This is a genomic window from Afipia dichlorophenoxyacetatis (assembly GCF_055386385.1).
In genome coordinates this window covers 2,074,615-2,088,721 of the sequence record NZ_AP029250.1, presented here as the reverse complement: position 1 = coordinate 2,088,721, position 14,107 = coordinate 2,074,615, and the positions used below count along the sequence as shown (strand labels likewise).

Genomic DNA, 14,107 nt, shown 5'->3' with positions numbered 1-14,107 from the left:
ACGACTGAAAGGTTCATAGGACCCGTTCTTTTTTTTATGTTTTTTTCTGGCCCTTCTCGCTTGGCTCGCCGGGACGTTCTTCAAAGCCATTCTTGTCGAGAAAACGACATAAGAACCCGCAGTCAAACCATCCGCCCTCAAGCCGCGTCTTGGAACGGTTGATGACGCGGTTCGAGTGAACCGCTTCAGGTGTTGTCAGACTGCGCTCGCCGGCTTGGAAGTATTCACCGCCAATTGTCCGCAAAAACCCGCTTGTCGGCGGGGCGACCTCCACCGCACGCGACATAGGCCGCGAGGTTCAGCAGCAGATCAATAGGCGCGTGCCCGGCGTTGTCCCCCGCATGGCCAATCCCGGCCACGGATCCGGCCGAGGCCAGCAGAGTCTGGCGCCGGCCAGACCGGAAGATACACCTCTTGAGACCCGTATCTGATGACCGGCACCACGGGCCCGCCGCATGGATCGACCCGGTCATCCTGAGGGCGATAACTGTATCGTGGAATAATGTAGTAATCCCAGGGCGTCGGTGTCGGCGCCGTGATGATGGGGACCCGGGTCACACGCCTCGCCCCCGGTTCGGTCTGTGCCTGCGCTGCGATACTCAACGCACCCACGCTGCACAGGGCCAGGGCCGTTCCCAGAGCACCGATCACCGTCCTTAGTTCTCGCCTCATCTCTTGGCCTCCTTGCTACACACAGCTTCGTGGAGTGCACCCTAACTCGGACATTACAATGACGTTCGCTTTCGCGCCGCTCTTGAGCGCCTATCGAATATCAAAGGCGCTTGATCCGCAACGTCTCATTTTGTGAAGACTGAGTTGGTGGTTCAGAAGTTCGTCCGCCGTCGCGCCACCCCGCTGCCCAAACCAACGGACTGGAATATTCCCCCGCCCCGTCGCATACTCACCTGATGGAGCACGTCAACAAATGTACCGCTGCCTTGCGTTCGCTTATTTCTGCGGGCGAGACGGACGGCATGCCGCACGCTGAAAAGGCGATCGACGACATGCTGGCGGCTGCGCCTGCCCACGAGCACAAGGATTCGCTCGATAGCATTCGCGCGGCCATCGACGCGCATTGCACCGCGGCCTTCGCGCCGCATCAGCTTCGTTTTGCCGACGCGATCAATGACTATATCGAACGGTTGATGACACGGTTCGAGTGAACCGTCCGGACGCTCGTTAGTCCACGAGTGAACTTCGCAATTGGCGCATCAACGGACGGCGACGGATCTGCCCTATAAGTCAACGTCACCTTTTTTGAAGGAAAGTCTTCGACGAGCAAGGGAGCCCCAAATGTACGCCAACATTCTCTTGAGCACGGATGGATCGGATGTCGCGAGAAAAGGCGTTGAGCATGGAATGGCTTTGGCAAAGGCCTTGAATGCGAAAGTGACCGTCGTCACCGTGACGGAACCGTTGCTGGTCGGATATGGGAGTGCACACGGCGGATGGATTCCTCCGCAGGAAATGGTCGATAGCTTTGACGAAGCCCACAAGCAGCGTGCGGGCAAAGTGCTCGATGACATTCGAGCCATGGCGAAGCGGGCCGGGATCTCTGCAGACGTTTTGCATGTTCCGAATGCACTCAACCCAGCCACCGTGATTATCGACACAGCAAAGTCCAGAGGCTGCGACTTGATCGTCATGGCCTCTCATGGCCATCGCGGCCTCAAGAAGCTGGTGTTGGGCAGCCAGACATCGGAGGTCCTGGCGGACGGAAGCGTGCCGGTGCTGGTGGTGCCGTCGCGGACATAACTAACCCGCGTTCACCGCCAATTGCGCGGCGAAGGCGCGCTTGTAGGCGGGACGTGCTTCACCGCGCGCAACATAGGCGGCGAGGTTCGGAAATTCGTTGAGAAGGCCCGATGGCCTCACGCGGAGCAGCACCGACACCATCATCAGGTCGCCCGCGCTGAACGCACCGTCGAGCCACTCGGCATCGCCCATCCGCGCGGACAGTTGCTTCAGCCGCTCGCGCACACGATCCTTCACAAGCGGCAGACGCGCTTCAGCCCATGGCTTGTCGGCCTCGAAAATTTTGGCGGTGACGAGTTCGAGGATCGGCGGCTCTACGGTGTTGAGCGCGGCAAATATCCATGTGATGGCGCGCGCCCGCGCATCGGCCTCGCTCGGCAGCAGGCCCGCATAGTGCTCGGCGAGATGGAGGACAATCGCGCCCGTCTCGAACAACGCGAGATCGTTCTCCTCATAGGTTGGGATCTGGCCGAACGGATGCAGCGCGAGATGTGCGGGCTCTTTCATCGCCCGAAACGACACAAGGCGAACCTCGTAAGGCTGGCCCACTTCTTCCAGCGCCCAGCGCACCCGCGTGTCCCGCGCCAGTCCCTGGCCGCCATCGGGTGAACGTTCAAAGGCGGTGATGGTGATGGTCATCGTGAGGCTCTCACTTCGTGACGGCAATTGTGCCTGCACATCCAATAAATCGGATCTGTTGCAGCAGGACCACTGTCCAACAATGTCAGAATCTATAGGGTGTGACGAGTTGGCGCAGACAGACTTTCCATCACGGCTTCATTTCACGACACATAACAACACCGTAAATTATTGGGGATGCGACATGGGCTTTTTGCTTAGGTTTTGTGCTTTTTCGATCATCCTGACCGGCATCACGATCGGCTCGGCCAGTTTTGCTTCGGCTCAAATCGTAGCGCTCGGCTCAAGCACGGTGGACGACCAGCGCGTCTCCAGCAATGAGATGTGGCCAGCCGTTCTGGAAGGAATGCTGCGGGCAAAAGGCTCTCAAACCCATGTCAAAAATGCCGGAGTTTGGGGGGATACCACTGAGGGGACGCTTTCGCGCGTCTCCAGCGCGGTCCCCGATGGGACCAAGACCGTCATCCTGATGATCAACGGATATAACGACGCCCACAAACTCTCCCAGGGCGCCGCTGGTGCTGCCAAAAATGTTGCGGCCATCAAGAGCCAACTCAAGGCACGCGGCATCAAGGTGATCGACGCGATGGGGACTTACATCTCGGTGCTGAAGCAACCGGGGATGGCCTCGACGGATGGCATTCATTTGAATGCTGAGGGAAATAAAAAGGTCGCGGCGATACTGGCCGGAATGGTGAGGTAGGCGCTCACGCGCCCTTTATCGCGCTGAACGACACGAAGCGAACGTCTGTGCCGCTGTCATGTTCAGCGCGAGGCGCATCACGCAACCCTCATCTTGCCGCTCGGTGAGAAGACATTGATAGCGGGTCAGCAAGTGCACCTCTGCCGGATATGAACAGAACCATCCACCTCCATCCGGCAACAGCGGCGCACTATCAGTTTGCGCTGGAGCTATACTTGCTGACCATGCGGCCCTACACCGAAGAACTCATGGTGTGGGATGAAGCCAGGCAACGGAGCGGTTTTACTTCAATATGGAAGCCGGCCGAAATCAGGATCGTGACGGTCAACGGAAGCGATGTCGGCTGGCTTCAAATTCAAGAGAGCCCTACAGAGGTTCGCCTCCTCCAATTCTTCATTGCCCCGGATCAGCAGCGGTGCGGCATCGGAACGGAAGTCCTGCGAGAGCTGTTGGTGGCCTGGAGAGCGGCAGCCAAGCCGGTTGCTCTGACTGTTCTGAAGAATAATCCTGCCAGGCGGCTTTATGAACGAGCGGGATTTTGTGTGGTCGGTGACGCAGGCGTGAAATATGAGATGAAGCTCAGTACTTGATGACATCCATGGAAAAATTCCACCATCTCCTGAGCCTCGCCTGGCTGCCCGGCTATATCGCTCTTTTCGCGTTCATTGTCTGGTTTAATGTCTGTGCCGTTCAGCGCCGCACGCGGAACCTGTCCGTGAGCAAAGCGATCATGTATGTCTGCAGAAGGGGAGCACTGACTGGCGACATCGATCCCTCCGAACGCGCTGTCCTTCGCATACATATTGCTCTCGATGGCACGATGCTCAGTGACGACGATCTCGATCTGTTCATCCGCTACTGCAACAGAGCGAACCTCCAGCAAGTAGGGCTGCTGGCCTTCTATCTTCCCGCTGTCTTCTTCCTGATGCATCTCACCGGCGGATGATATCGGTCTTGCGCCCTCCTCCTGAGACAATTTTGCCGTCACATTGCATCGACATAATCGCGCATTATGTTCACGTCCGCCGCAACCCGAACCTCCCGACACAGGAGACCGGCACGCGCTGAACCGAGATTAGAAAGCGAGATAGCGTATTTTTGAAGACGGAATGAAATCACCCTCACCCACGGAGGCCATGATGAATCGCCGGACATTTATCGCTGCTGCCGCTGCTACCTCTGCCCTTTCCTTGCTGACGCGCGTCGCCAATGCGCAGGCGCCGCTGAAGACGAACAATGTCGTGTTTGTGCACGGGCTGTTTGCGGATGGTTCGTGCTGGACGAAAGTCATTTCCCGCCTGCAGCAGAAGGGTGTCAACTGCACCAGCGTGCAGAATCCGCTCACGTCGCTTGCGGAGGCCTGCGATGCCGCCAAGCGCGCGATCGCGTTGCAGCCGGGACCGGCGGTGCTGGTCGGCCACTCATTCTCGGGGATGATCGTCTCGGAAGTCGGCGTGGACCCGAAGATCAGCGCGCTGGTCTATGTCGCCGCGCGGGCGCCCGATGCCGGCGAGGATTATACGGCGCTGGCAAAGCAATATCCCACGCCACCGGCTTCAGCCGGCGTCACCTTCACCGACGATTGGGGACAGCTCTCGGAAGAAGCTTTCCTGCGCGACTTCGCGGGTGACCTGCCGCGGGATGAGGCCCGCGTGCTTTACGCGGTGCAGCAGCCGTTCAAGAAATCGCTGACGGCCGACAAGACGACGAATGCAGCGTGGCGCGACAAGCCGAGCTTCTATGCGGTGTCGACGCAGGACCGCACGATCAATCCCGACCTCGAACGCTTCATGGCCAAGCGCATGAACGCGAAGACCATCGAGGTCGAGGCCAGTCATCTGTCATTGATCTCGCAACCCGATGCGATCACTGGTTTGATCCTTCAGGCGCTCGCCGTCTGAGACGGGTGCCTAAGAGCAAACGAGACGCGTGAGCAACGCCGAGCCGAGCTGCGCCCTCACGGATGCAACTTGTCGAGCTCCGGCAGCAGGATCACGCTTTCCTGCTCGTTCGGGTCGGTGCGCGAAATGATCGCGACCACGTCTTCGGTCTTGCTCGGGTTATACGGCAAATGCGGCACGTTGGCCGGGATGTAGAAGAAATCGCCGGGCTTCACGATGACATGATGCTCCAGCCTGTCGCCATACCAAGTGCCGGATTCACCCTTGAGCGCATAGATCGCCGTCTCATGGCTGGCGTGCTTGTGCGCTTTGGCGCGCGCGCCTGGCGGGATCGTCACGATCTGCATGTGAATGCCCTTGGCGCCGACAGTCTCCGCGGAAATGCCGACGTTATAGGTCAAGCCCTGCTTGCCTTCGTACGCTTCACTGGCGCGCACCAGCCGACACTCGGGCTTTTCCGAAGCTGGTTTTTCCAAAACAGATCTTTCCAGAACAGACATCTGATGCTCCTTATCCGGTGCACGGGACGCACTAGTGTGGTGGTTCAGAAGTTCGCTCGATCTTTCCAGCGCGTCCTTCCAGCGAACTTCTGAACCTAAACCACACTAGAACCATAAGTTTACTAGTGTCCCTCGAATCCAAAGTTCGCTACGGAGCGTGCTGCACGATGAAGCGAACTTGGATTCGGGACACTAGCAGCACGTTGATCATTGGTCCCCATCATATAGTGAGTCTGCCACGCGGCGCATGGGGCAAAAGCGTTTTCAAGCGACGTGGCACCCGGTTCGCGTGAATAAGATGCGTCAAAACAAGGACCTAGAGCTTCGGTTCAAGTCGAAACTCTACCGATCACGTCCGTGAGATCGCCGCGGCCCGCTTGGCACGCAACATTCCGCAAGGCTCGGGTGCTCACGCTTTGCGAAAAAATCGTGGGCGATTTGATCGGCGGAACTCGCCCGCGCAACTTCAGTGCGGCGGCTGCTTCGGCCCGAGCTCCATCGCGTGGGCTTCGATGTCGTCGAGGTGAATCTCTTCCGCTCGCTCCTTGCGCTCTTCCGCGCGGAATTCGCTCTCGCGCCGCTCGAACGCTTCCAGCTCGTGTTGCACGGATTTCATGAAGCGCTCATGCGCGTCGACGATCTGCGTATGGTTCATTGTACCACTCGGCAACTTTTCTTCGGCCGGTCACCACAGCAAAACACTTTGCAGAAGTTTCGGCAGCGCTGGTTCCACCGCTCCATTCTCCTAGAACGAACATGGAACATCATTCACATCTCGTTGCAACGACTGCGGCGGACAGCAGCAATGGCGCACAGCAATGAACGCGGAAGCGATGGAGGACGACAACAGACAGTCGCGCGCGGCGACTAACGGCGAGATAACGCCAATAAGAGCGTAGATCATGACAAGGACGATCGCATCAACACCCATCCAGACCGCTTACGACAGAACATAAACTGCACCGCGTTCGCGACAATCAAACGCAGACAACTCCGTCATCACACACTGGGAATGGATCAAGGAAGCGGCCGTGAGTGACAACCAACAGCCGGCAACAGTGAGCGGTGCGAGCGGCGTCACCGGCACGACGTATCACCAGATCGATGGCTGGCTCATCATCCCGGCCTACTGGCAGCCCGCGCTCAGGATCGCCGCGGATATTTACCTCACGTATCAGACTGTGATGCTCTATGCGACGCTCACGACGGCGCACATGCGCATCACCCCTGCCTCCCAGGCCTATACCGCAATCCTGCTCGCCATCACCATCGGAATAGCCGTCGCGTGGGCAATCTGCGCCTACCTCGCTTGGTCGATCAGGCCGGTTTTTCCCAAGGCTTATATCTGGACCAGCACCGCCGATGTCGTGTCATCGCTCTTGCTCATGGGAGCCGGATACACTTTGCGCGACATTCCCCCGGAGCCCGATGTGGGCATTCTCGCCGCAGCAGTGATCTGGATTCCCTATATGCTGGTCTCGAAGCGCGTCAAGGCAACGTTTGATGGCGTGCCCATGCCGCCGACCACGACGCGATAGGGAATGCGTTGACGCAGCACGTCGGGCGATGGCAAACGACGTTGAAGCGACATCAACAACCGGCAGCGTGCAGAAAAACCAGAATGAATCCCCCGTCCTTTTCCCCCACTCTCTCCCCCTCTTCCGCCGATGCGCTGCTGTTCGATCTCGGCCGCGTCGTGCTCGATATCGATTTCGGCAAGGCGCTCGCCTGCTGGTCGGCCTATGCTGGCGTCCAGCCTGACGACATTGCCCCACGCTTTACGCGTGATGAGCACTATCACCAGCACGAGCGCGGCCTGATCGAGGACGCCGCTTATTTCCAGAGCCTGCGCAACTCGCTCGGCATCAGCATTACCGACGATCAGTTTCTTGAAGGCTGGAATGCGATCTTCGCAGGCGAGATGCCGGGCATCGCACCGCTGTTAGCGCGCGCGGCAAAGCATTTGCCGCTTTACGCGTTCTCCAACACCAACCGGCCGCATGTGGCGTATTTCCGGGATGAATATGCCGATGTGCTGAAGCACTTCCGCGAGATCTTCCTGTCGTCGAGCATCAATCTGCGCAAGCCCGATGCAGAAGCTTACGACCATGTGGTGCAGGCGATCGGCGTGCCCGCCTCACGCATAGTGTTCTTTGACGATCTGCCTGAGAACATCGAAGGCGCACGGGCGCGTGGCTTGATCGGCGTTCAGGTGAATTCGTCAGCGGATGTGGCACGGACGCTGGAGGCGTTGGGGATTTAGCGGAAGAGCCGCCGAGCACGATATGCGAACTCCCGAGGGGTGACGATGATGACTCAAGAGCAACCCGCACCAGCTGACGGCGGCCGTGCTGTCGATTTGTCGGACTACGACAAGATCAACGGCTGGCTTTTGTTCCCGGCCTATCTGCATCCGCTGGCCAAGATCGGTTCGAGCGTTTACACCGTCATGCAGACGCTGACTGTCCTGGCAAAACCCGGCTTGTCCGCTGCGGCCTTTGCCTACGTGATCGCCGTGCTCATCAGCAACGTCGTGTTCGGCATCGCCTGGGGCGCGTGCGGTTACTTCGCCTATTCGCTCAAGCCCTTTTTCCCCAAAACATATATCGGCCTCAGCATCGCCGATATCGCCGTATCAGGCCTGACGGTGGGCGTCGCCTATTCCGTGTTCCTCGTCTCTCTTACGCCAGACGACGCGCTTGCGATGTTCAAAATGATCGTCGCAGCAGCGATCTGGATTCCCTACATGCTGCTCTCCAAGCGCGTAAAGACGACGTTTTACGAAAAGATGCCCGCACGTTCATGATCCCGAAGCGGGCCGCTATCCCCTCATCGCCCCGCGGATAAGGTTTGCCGCGCCTTCTGCTGCCGTCTCCATATAGGTCGGGTCACGATGCAGCAGCTCCACGGTGAAGGAACCATCGAGCAAGAGCATGATTTGCCGTGCGAGAGAGAGCGAGGCTTTGCCTGCCCCGGCCTCCTTGAACACGCCATGCAGCCAGTCCTCCACGCGCTTCTTGTGCGCGCGGCCGATCACCATGGCCGGATGGCCGGGCTTGTCGACCAATTCCACTGACGTGCGTAGGAAGCCGCAGCCGTTCCATTTCGGGTGCCGCACGGACTTGCCGAGATGGCGGAAGATGGCCGCCACCTTGTCGGCGAGATCGCCGTCGGCCTCCGCATACCAGCGTTGAAACAGGGCGACGTTCGGTTGGTCCAGCACCTCGAGATAGGCGGCGATCAAATCGTCCTTGCTGCGGAAGTGATAATAGAACGTGCGCTTGGTGACGCCGGCTTTCGCCGCAACGGCATCGACGCTCACGGCGCGGATGCCCTCGCCGTAAAACAGCTTGCCAGCGGCTGTGATGATGCGCTCGCGCGTCGGTGTGACCATCTTGCCCATGCGCCTTTATAGCACACTCCATGTATACCGACCAGTGAATGTACATCACAGGATGGCGAGCTTAACGATTGCGATATGTCGACCATTGACCTGCTGACCCCTGCGAAGGAAAGAGAACCAGCCTGGCTCCGCTGCCGCGACGGCGCGGCTCTGGGCGGCGATCTGTGGTACGCGGCGGATGGCGGCAGCAATGGGAGCGTCATCATCAATGCGGCGACCGGCGTGCTCGCACGCTACTATCATCGCTATGCGCGGTTTCTCGCGCGGCACGGCTTCAACGTTCTCACCTACGACTATCGCGGCATCGGCGCGTCGCGTCCGGAAAACCTGCGCGGTTGCCCGACCTGTTGGCGCGACTGGGGCGAGATCGATGTCGACGCCGCGCTGTCCTTCATGCACGCGCGCCGTTTGAGCGATGGACCGCTCATGGTCGTGGGTCACAGCATCGGCGGCTTCCTGCCGGGGCTCGCGGACAGCGCACCGCTGATCGACCGGATGCTCACCGTCGGCGCGCAATATGCGTGGTGGGGCGATTACGCGCCGCGTCAGCGGTTCGGCCTGTTCCTGAAATGGCATGTGGCGATGCCCGTCGCGACCGCGCTGTACGGCTATTTCCCCGGGCGCAAGCTCGGCTGGCTGGAAGACCTGCCCGCCGGTGTCGCCAATGAATGGAGCTTTCGCGGGCCAAGCTTCGAGCGTAGCCATCCACCCGAGGAAAGATCAGACGTGCTTGCGCGTATGAGCGCTGTCACGGCGCCGATCCTCGCCATCTCCCTATCCGACGATGAATTCGGCACGGTGCCGGCTATCCGCCGCACGCTGAAGTATTACACACAAGCGCCGCGCACTGCGGTGCGGTTACAGCCTGAGGATTATGGCTTTGAGCGCATCGGCCATTTCGATCTGTTTCACGATCGTCACGCGAGCGGCTTCTGGCTCGACACGCTGCTCTGGCTGCGCGATGGGCACAATCCCTGGCCGGAGCACGTCATCGGCGTGCGAGATAACGCCAGCTTTTGATTATCAAAGCCCGAATAACAAGTTGAGAAGCTTTGTTTGCAAGAGCGCTTGGATCCCCGTAAACACGGCAGTTGCGATAGCAAAGAGAGCCGCAATCAGATTAAGCCGCCCTTGCCGCTCGCCAGCTTCACGAATTTGCTCGACATGTACTGCGAGAGCGTCCAGCTTCACCGACAAATTGCGTGTTGTTGATGAAAGAGATTCTATCGACGGTTCCGATGCAGCTGACAACTCGGGCGCAACTGGAGCTCCCTCAAGCACTGTCGGTAAAATCGATGCAGGGAGTTTAACCTTCCCGGTCTCAACCCAAAAAAACGCCGCACCGTATCCACATAGCACTATCAAGACCAGCAGCAGACTATCAAAAGCAATCTTCAAAACCATGAACTAACTCACAAAAAATCCCACCATCGTTAAAATGGCAGGAAAATCTCCTCGAACCACAATTTCAAATTGGGCGCACAAGTCTTGTTGTCAAGTCAACGTCGCTCGCGCTTGAACCGTTCTTCGACCTCGATATCCCGAACTGTGTTGACCGCAAACGGCGCGCTCTGTTCGGGAGCAAAGCGGGTGACAAGTGTTTTGCCTCCCGCATGGATCATTCGGCCCCACTCCCGGATCGGCCATGCAATCAGCATGAGAACATCGTTTTCCGGGACGCCCGGAGCGCCCATACGCGCTTCGCACTTGCCCGGCACGTAATATGTGCCGAAGATCCAGTCGAACAGTGGGCAGATGTTCGCAAGATTCTTGCCGTAGGCTTCTTTGACATCCGCGTGATGCCAGCGGTGAAAGCGCGGTGACGCAATCAGCATGCGGAGCGGCCCATGCCCCCAATCAACGTTGATATGGACGTAGATGTTATGCAAAGCGATAAGAATTGCGCCGATGCCGATCGCGTCTTTCGGCAATCCCAACCACGACAGCATGAGCGTGTAGGACACCGCCATCACGAACGCTTCGAACACATGGATTCGATGTCCGGTGAGCCCATTCACATCCGGGTCAGAGTGATGGATCGCATGCACAGGCCAAAGCCAGGGCTGGTGCATCAGGCGATGATTCCAATAGTTGGCAAAGTCGTAGGCCAGCGCCGCGAAAATCGCCAGCAGCCATGTCGGCATCGTCAGCCAGATATCGGTGGGAATGCTCGGAATTCCAATGGAAGCGTAGAGCTCCTGGACCTTCTCGGAACCGAGCCAGATAAATGGAATGAATATGAAGTTGATGTGGAAGATGGAGAGGGTCGCAAATATTCCCACAACAGCACGCCGTGACCAGGACAGGCGCCATCCACGATGCGCCACATCAATGATCAAAAGCGAACATAGGAATGCGATGGATGCAATCGATCGCGGCGAGTGGAGCCACCCAACCCAGGCACCCGCAAGCGCAGAAAAGAAATCGATCAATTAAACACCTCGCGCGATGGCGGCTCCAAACTCCAAACCGGTGCGGCCGCAACGATCAGACCAGCTTTCTATTGAAAAACTGCTTCTCATTCCCGGAGCTTTGCGTTTCCAGGTTCCGCGATGCGAGCGTGGCGGGCGAGCCTTAATGTCGATTTAACCGGCTCGATTAAATGCATGCGTTTGCCCTCAATAGACGGGCCGGTGGTAAATGATTGCCGCCCGGACGCTGAGGAAAAGGCCCCACTCTGCAGTGTCGCGATGAGCGCGCAGGCGGCAAATCGGGCAACACGGCCGCCCGCTTTCCGTGAACCTTCCGTGCAAATTCGTCGACAAAGGCAACAGCACGATCTCACCGTGACGAAAATCATACGGTTCGCGGCAAAGCTGATCGCATCCAAATGATGCCGACGAGAGGACGATTGAATTGCCACAGGATCACGAAAGCCGGCCGGCGATCAACGAAGATCTCGTAGAGTTCATCGGACGCGACCTGATCTCGTCTGGCGTCTCGTGCGATCTGACAATGGAGGATGAACTCGCCGCCACACGAGCAAGGAACAGGCTCGTGAAGGAGTCGCTGCGCGGCTTCACCTGGTTCTTCTGGAGATACTATCCAAGCCTGAGCGCCGTCATCATCATCGCCATCTATCAGGCGGGCTATTGGTATTATCCAGCCCTTGCTGCCACCTTGCCTGATCCCATCTATCTGCTCGCTGTTTTCGCTTTATGGATCTTCTACCTGTCCGTTTTAAGACGGGTCGGAGAGCGTTGGGCCCGCAAGGGCTTGAGCGTTGACGACAGGTCGCCTTTGCGCGTTGCTGGCGTCAGCGATGGCGTTCTGTGGATATCAAGGGCTGGAGAGCTGGTCACGTTTTCCCGGGCGAAGACGTTCTACGCAATCAAAGAAGTCGGCGATTATATCTCTGTTTTTGTTGATCCCTTCCGATCTCACACCTTCAACCGCGCGCTCCTGATGCAGTCCGAGGCAGGTCAGAAGATTTTGGGCTGGCTCGCAGATGCTCCCAGATCGCACTGACAGCGATCCCGCCCATTCATGCTGCGTGAACCTCCGCTATAGCTTCGCCGACAAAGGTAAAAGCGCCATCCGGCACTCACTCCCTCCCGGCGGATCTCATCATGACGACAGCAGCACGGATTGTGGCGAAACTGATCTTCGCGGCGACGGTATTAATGACCTACGCAGTGTCCGGCAGCGCATCCGCTGCGACCCGCCAGGCCGAATGCACGCTGATCGTGAATGGCAAATCCTACATCAGCGGCGTCTGCGAGCTTTCGCCCGGCGACAACGGCTCGTTCTCGATTTACGGCGACAAATACTGGGCGATGGTCGACGTTGAGAACGGCAAGGGTAAGGCTTCCTGGAACGCCGCGCCTTATGCCACGTCTGCCGAAACCGAGCTTGGCAAAGTTCATCAGGTTGGCGGATGCTGGGAAGGCGCGAAAGTCCGCATCTGCGCAGGCGGCATGACCCAGGCCCACCGTGACGCGATCGTGGCCTATCGCCCAAAGGGACTGGCCATCTCCCCGGCATACGAGGGTTATCTCTGCGTCTCGGTCCCCTTCTATCGGTTCGAGCCGGGCGCAGTGCTGGAGATGAATCGATGCGACCAATTCGTAGGAATTCGCCAACGCGTCTTCCAGCTCTCCGAGGGCAAGATCTCGTTTGAAGGGAGACCTGGGCTTTGCATCGACGCGAGATCGGTCACCGGCGTGAAGGAGTTGAAGCTCGTTCTCGATGATTGCGCACATGTTGCCGTGCGCTGGACTTTCAACAAGGATGCGAACGAGATCCGCTCGAATACAAATCTGTGTTGGGACATTGTCTTCGGCCTCGGCCATACGAAGAAGGCGGATGACTGGACATCGGCGATGTTCGCGCACCCGTGCAATCCGGACCCTGACAAGAATGGAAAATTTGAATTCAGCGTCGATTGAGCGTTCCACACGCCCTTCACGCGTGGCGCGGCTCATGGCTTGCGGTAGCGCGAGGGGCCACAATCCCTGCCCGGAGCACGTCATCGGCGTGTGAGGCGATCGCGGTCGACGTCCTCAAGCCGACGATAATATTCAGTGAAAGATCGTTCATCGCGCGATCCTCCACGAAAAAGTCAGCTCCCTGAATTCTTGGTTCTGCGGCCGGGGCAATTTTGAACTCAAGAAATAAGCTCTCTCGAAAAATTTTCGCATGTTGTCCGCTATTTCTCCAAGGTGCTCTGGTGCAAGCCTTGGAGACGAGCCGTGGAATTGCTTTGTCGTAGCATTATTTACGTCGACATCATAAGCGGACCGGCTCGTCCAAATCCGATCGGCGTAGAAATAGAAATGGTAATTCCTATCCTTATAAACGAAGGCATGCTCTCGCTCCGGCATGCCGCCTATCCACGCAATGAAGCACGACCCCGCTTCCCCATCGATCTTGACGATATATTCCTTTGAACTGTCATCGGTCGGCGGCAGTAACTCGCCCTGACCGCTTCCGTCGGTATCTGAGTTCTCTGTCATAGATCCCCGAAGAAAAGGCGAGGTCTCATCGGCTATACCGCGCAGTTTAAGACATAAAGCGCGGCTCACATTTTCCCCGCCACATATATCGTTATCCGATCCATCAATAAAACACGCTCCCTCCGGAAAATGTGATCTGCACCCCGCAACGCGCACGTTTACGTCGCGAAAAGCTGCGCTACAACTTCACGCACCTAAAAAGAACAACAACGGAAACGCCACCCTCTCCCCCGATGGTCTCACCATGACGA

Annotated in this window: 20 protein-coding genes; 12 read left to right on the top strand and 8 right to left on the bottom strand. The window is 58.0% G+C overall.

The features are described from left to right. Positions 1-309: 309 nt before the first annotated feature. The gene (locus tag ACZ5C3_RS09750) at positions 310-672 is read right to left on the bottom strand and encodes a hypothetical protein (RefSeq protein ID WP_464037242.1); all 363 of its coding nucleotides are present in this window, start codon (positions 670-672) and stop codon (positions 310-312) included. A gap of 302 nt (positions 673-974) precedes the next feature. Between ACZ5C3_RS09750 and ACZ5C3_RS09745 the strand changes: the two genes are divergently transcribed. Next, complete coding sequence (locus ACZ5C3_RS09745; RefSeq protein WP_464037240.1) at positions 975-1,163, top strand: hypothetical protein; 189 nt, start codon at positions 975-977, stop codon at positions 1,161-1,163. Between the two features lie 130 nt (positions 1,164-1,293). Further along, positions 1,294-1,755 carry a universal stress protein gene (locus tag ACZ5C3_RS09740; protein WP_464037239.1) on the top strand — a complete coding sequence of 154 codons (462 nt, stop codon included), beginning with the start codon at positions 1,294-1,296 and terminating at the stop codon, positions 1,753-1,755. On the opposite strand, the gene ACZ5C3_RS09735 is transcribed toward ACZ5C3_RS09740, so the two are convergent. Beyond that, positions 1,756-2,394, bottom strand: coding sequence for a glutathione S-transferase family protein (locus ACZ5C3_RS09735; protein WP_464037238.1), 639 nt, complete (start codon positions 2,392-2,394; stop codon positions 1,756-1,758). Here ACZ5C3_RS09735 and ACZ5C3_RS09730 point away from each other — a divergent pair. The 4 genes from ACZ5C3_RS09730 to ACZ5C3_RS09715 all read left to right on the top strand — a co-directional run bounded on the left by ACZ5C3_RS09730 (position 2,381) and on the right by ACZ5C3_RS09715 (position 4,998). Further along, on the top strand, positions 2,381-3,097 hold the full coding sequence (locus ACZ5C3_RS09730) for an SGNH/GDSL hydrolase family protein (protein ID WP_464037237.1): 717 nt from the start codon (positions 2,381-2,383) through the stop codon (positions 3,095-3,097). The two genes, ACZ5C3_RS09735 and ACZ5C3_RS09730, sit on opposite strands and share 14 nt — an antisense overlap. Before the next feature lie 149 nt (positions 3,098-3,246). Then, positions 3,247-3,687 carry a GNAT family N-acetyltransferase gene (locus ACZ5C3_RS09725; protein ID WP_464037235.1) on the top strand — a complete coding sequence of 147 codons (441 nt, stop codon included), beginning with the start codon at positions 3,247-3,249 and terminating at the stop codon, positions 3,685-3,687. Between the two features lie 8 nt (positions 3,688-3,695). After that, positions 3,696-4,043 (top strand): hypothetical protein, encoded by a 348-nt coding sequence (locus ACZ5C3_RS09720; RefSeq protein WP_464044680.1) that lies wholly within the window; start codon positions 3,696-3,698, stop codon positions 4,041-4,043. A 163-nt stretch (positions 4,044-4,206) separates the two neighbouring features. Next, positions 4,207-4,998, top strand: coding sequence for an alpha/beta fold hydrolase (locus ACZ5C3_RS09715; RefSeq protein ID WP_464044679.1), 792 nt, complete (start codon positions 4,207-4,209; stop codon positions 4,996-4,998). Positions 4,999-5,054: 56 nt separating this feature from the next. On the opposite strand, the gene ACZ5C3_RS09710 is transcribed toward ACZ5C3_RS09715, so the two are convergent. Together ACZ5C3_RS09710 and ACZ5C3_RS09705 are read right to left on the bottom strand one after the other, a co-directional pair. Continuing rightward, entirely contained in the window at positions 5,055-5,498 is a 444-nt protein-coding gene (locus tag ACZ5C3_RS09710; protein WP_464037232.1) for a cupin domain-containing protein, read from the bottom strand. Between the two features lie 466 nt (positions 5,499-5,964). After that, entirely contained in the window at positions 5,965-6,153 is a 189-nt protein-coding gene (locus ACZ5C3_RS09705; protein ID WP_464037231.1) for a hypothetical protein, read from the bottom strand. 376 nt (positions 6,154-6,529) lie between these two features. Here ACZ5C3_RS09705 and ACZ5C3_RS09700 point away from each other — a divergent pair, with 376 nt between their 5' ends. The 3 genes from ACZ5C3_RS09700 (at position 6,530) to ACZ5C3_RS09690 (ending at position 8,304) form a co-directional block, all read left to right on the top strand. Then, positions 6,530-7,036, top strand: a complete 507-nt coding sequence (locus ACZ5C3_RS09700; RefSeq protein WP_464037229.1) for a DUF2569 family protein — start codon at positions 6,530-6,532, stop codon at positions 7,034-7,036. A gap of 83 nt (positions 7,037-7,119) precedes the next feature. Continuing rightward, the gene (locus tag ACZ5C3_RS09695; protein ID WP_464037228.1) at positions 7,120-7,761 is read left to right on the top strand and encodes an HAD-IA family hydrolase; all 642 of its coding nucleotides are present in this window, start codon (positions 7,120-7,122) and stop codon (positions 7,759-7,761) included. A 45-nt stretch (positions 7,762-7,806) separates the two neighbouring features. Next, a complete protein-coding gene (locus ACZ5C3_RS09690; RefSeq protein ID WP_464044678.1) occupies positions 7,807-8,304 on the top strand; it encodes a DUF2569 family protein in 498 nt (165 codons plus the stop codon). 15 nt (positions 8,305-8,319) lie between these two features. Here the strand turns inward: ACZ5C3_RS09690 and ACZ5C3_RS09685 are convergent, their stop codons facing one another. Continuing rightward, positions 8,320-8,901: a TetR/AcrR family transcriptional regulator gene (locus ACZ5C3_RS09685; RefSeq protein ID WP_464037224.1), complete on the bottom strand. Its 582-nt coding sequence runs from the start codon at positions 8,899-8,901 to the stop codon at positions 8,320-8,322. Positions 8,902-8,976: 75 nt separating this feature from the next. On the opposite strand from ACZ5C3_RS09685, the gene ACZ5C3_RS09680 reads away from it, so the two are divergent. Further along, complete coding sequence (locus ACZ5C3_RS09680) at positions 8,977-9,921, top strand: alpha/beta hydrolase family protein (protein WP_464037222.1); 945 nt, start codon at positions 8,977-8,979, stop codon at positions 9,919-9,921. 3 nt (positions 9,922-9,924) lie between these two features. Here the strand turns inward: ACZ5C3_RS09680 and ACZ5C3_RS09675 are convergent, their stop codons facing one another. Together ACZ5C3_RS09675 and ACZ5C3_RS09670 are read right to left on the bottom strand one after the other, a co-directional pair. Next, the gene (locus ACZ5C3_RS09675) at positions 9,925-10,305 is read right to left on the bottom strand and encodes a hypothetical protein (protein ID WP_464037221.1); all 381 of its coding nucleotides are present in this window, start codon (positions 10,303-10,305) and stop codon (positions 9,925-9,927) included. A gap of 95 nt (positions 10,306-10,400) precedes the next feature. Then, positions 10,401-11,333, bottom strand: a complete 933-nt coding sequence (locus tag ACZ5C3_RS09670) for a sterol desaturase family protein (RefSeq protein WP_464037219.1) — start codon at positions 11,331-11,333, stop codon at positions 10,401-10,403. Between the two features lie 565 nt (positions 11,334-11,898). Between ACZ5C3_RS09670 and ACZ5C3_RS09665 the strand changes: the two genes are divergently transcribed. After that, positions 11,899-12,369 carry a hypothetical protein gene (locus ACZ5C3_RS09665; RefSeq protein ID WP_464037217.1) on the top strand — a complete coding sequence of 157 codons (471 nt, stop codon included), beginning with the start codon at positions 11,899-11,901 and terminating at the stop codon, positions 12,367-12,369. A 101-nt stretch (positions 12,370-12,470) separates the two neighbouring features. Beyond that, positions 12,471-13,289: a hypothetical protein gene (locus ACZ5C3_RS09660; protein ID WP_464037215.1), complete on the top strand. Its 819-nt coding sequence runs from the start codon at positions 12,471-12,473 to the stop codon at positions 13,287-13,289. Between the two features lie 147 nt (positions 13,290-13,436). Here the strand turns inward: ACZ5C3_RS09660 and ACZ5C3_RS09655 are convergent, their stop codons facing one another. Beyond that, a complete protein-coding gene (locus ACZ5C3_RS09655) occupies positions 13,437-13,856 on the bottom strand; it encodes a hypothetical protein (RefSeq protein ID WP_464037214.1) in 420 nt (139 codons plus the stop codon). Positions 13,857-14,107 lie beyond the last annotated feature (251 nt).

Bases quoted from the DNA above. Each gene is read 5' to 3' on its own strand.
- ACZ5C3_RS09715 (WP_464044679.1), top strand. From the start codon at position 4,207: ATGAAATCACCCTCACCCACGGAGGCCATGATGAATCGCCGGACATTT.
- ACZ5C3_RS09680 (WP_464037222.1), top strand. From the start codon at position 8,977: ATGTCGACCATTGACCTGCTGACCCCTGCGAAGGAAAGAGAACCAGCC.
- ACZ5C3_RS09655 (WP_464037214.1), bottom strand. From the start codon at position 13,856: ATGACAGAGAACTCAGATACCGACGGAAGCGGTCAGGGCGAGTTACTG.
- ACZ5C3_RS09730 (WP_464037237.1), top strand. From the start codon at position 2,381: ATGGTGATGGTCATCGTGAGGCTCTCACTTCGTGACGGCAATTGTGCC.
- ACZ5C3_RS09660 (WP_464037215.1), top strand. From the start codon at position 12,471: ATGACGACAGCAGCACGGATTGTGGCGAAACTGATCTTCGCGGCGACG.
- ACZ5C3_RS09695 (WP_464037228.1), top strand. From the start codon at position 7,120: ATGAATCCCCCGTCCTTTTCCCCCACTCTCTCCCCCTCTTCCGCCGAT.
- ACZ5C3_RS09735 (WP_464037238.1), bottom strand. From the start codon at position 2,394: ATGACCATCACCATCACCGCCTTTGAACGTTCACCCGATGGCGGCCAG.
- ACZ5C3_RS09690 (WP_464044678.1), top strand. From the start codon at position 7,807: ATGATGACTCAAGAGCAACCCGCACCAGCTGACGGCGGCCGTGCTGTC.
- ACZ5C3_RS09720 (WP_464044680.1), top strand. From the start codon at position 3,696: ATGGAAAAATTCCACCATCTCCTGAGCCTCGCCTGGCTGCCCGGCTAT.
- ACZ5C3_RS09750 (WP_464037242.1), bottom strand. From the start codon at position 672: ATGAGGCGAGAACTAAGGACGGTGATCGGTGCTCTGGGAACGGCCCTG.
- ACZ5C3_RS09705 (WP_464037231.1), bottom strand. From the start codon at position 6,153: ATGAACCATACGCAGATCGTCGACGCGCATGAGCGCTTCATGAAATCC.
- ACZ5C3_RS09725 (WP_464037235.1), top strand. From the start codon at position 3,247: ATGAACAGAACCATCCACCTCCATCCGGCAACAGCGGCGCACTATCAG.
- ACZ5C3_RS09710 (WP_464037232.1), bottom strand. From the start codon at position 5,498: ATGTCTGTTCTGGAAAGATCTGTTTTGGAAAAACCAGCTTCGGAAAAG.
- ACZ5C3_RS09675 (WP_464037221.1), bottom strand. From the start codon at position 10,305: ATGGTTTTGAAGATTGCTTTTGATAGTCTGCTGCTGGTCTTGATAGTG.
- ACZ5C3_RS09685 (WP_464037224.1), bottom strand. From the start codon at position 8,901: ATGGGCAAGATGGTCACACCGACGCGCGAGCGCATCATCACAGCCGCT.
- ACZ5C3_RS09745 (WP_464037240.1), top strand. From the start codon at position 975: ATGCCGCACGCTGAAAAGGCGATCGACGACATGCTGGCGGCTGCGCCT.
- ACZ5C3_RS09740 (WP_464037239.1), top strand. From the start codon at position 1,294: ATGTACGCCAACATTCTCTTGAGCACGGATGGATCGGATGTCGCGAGA.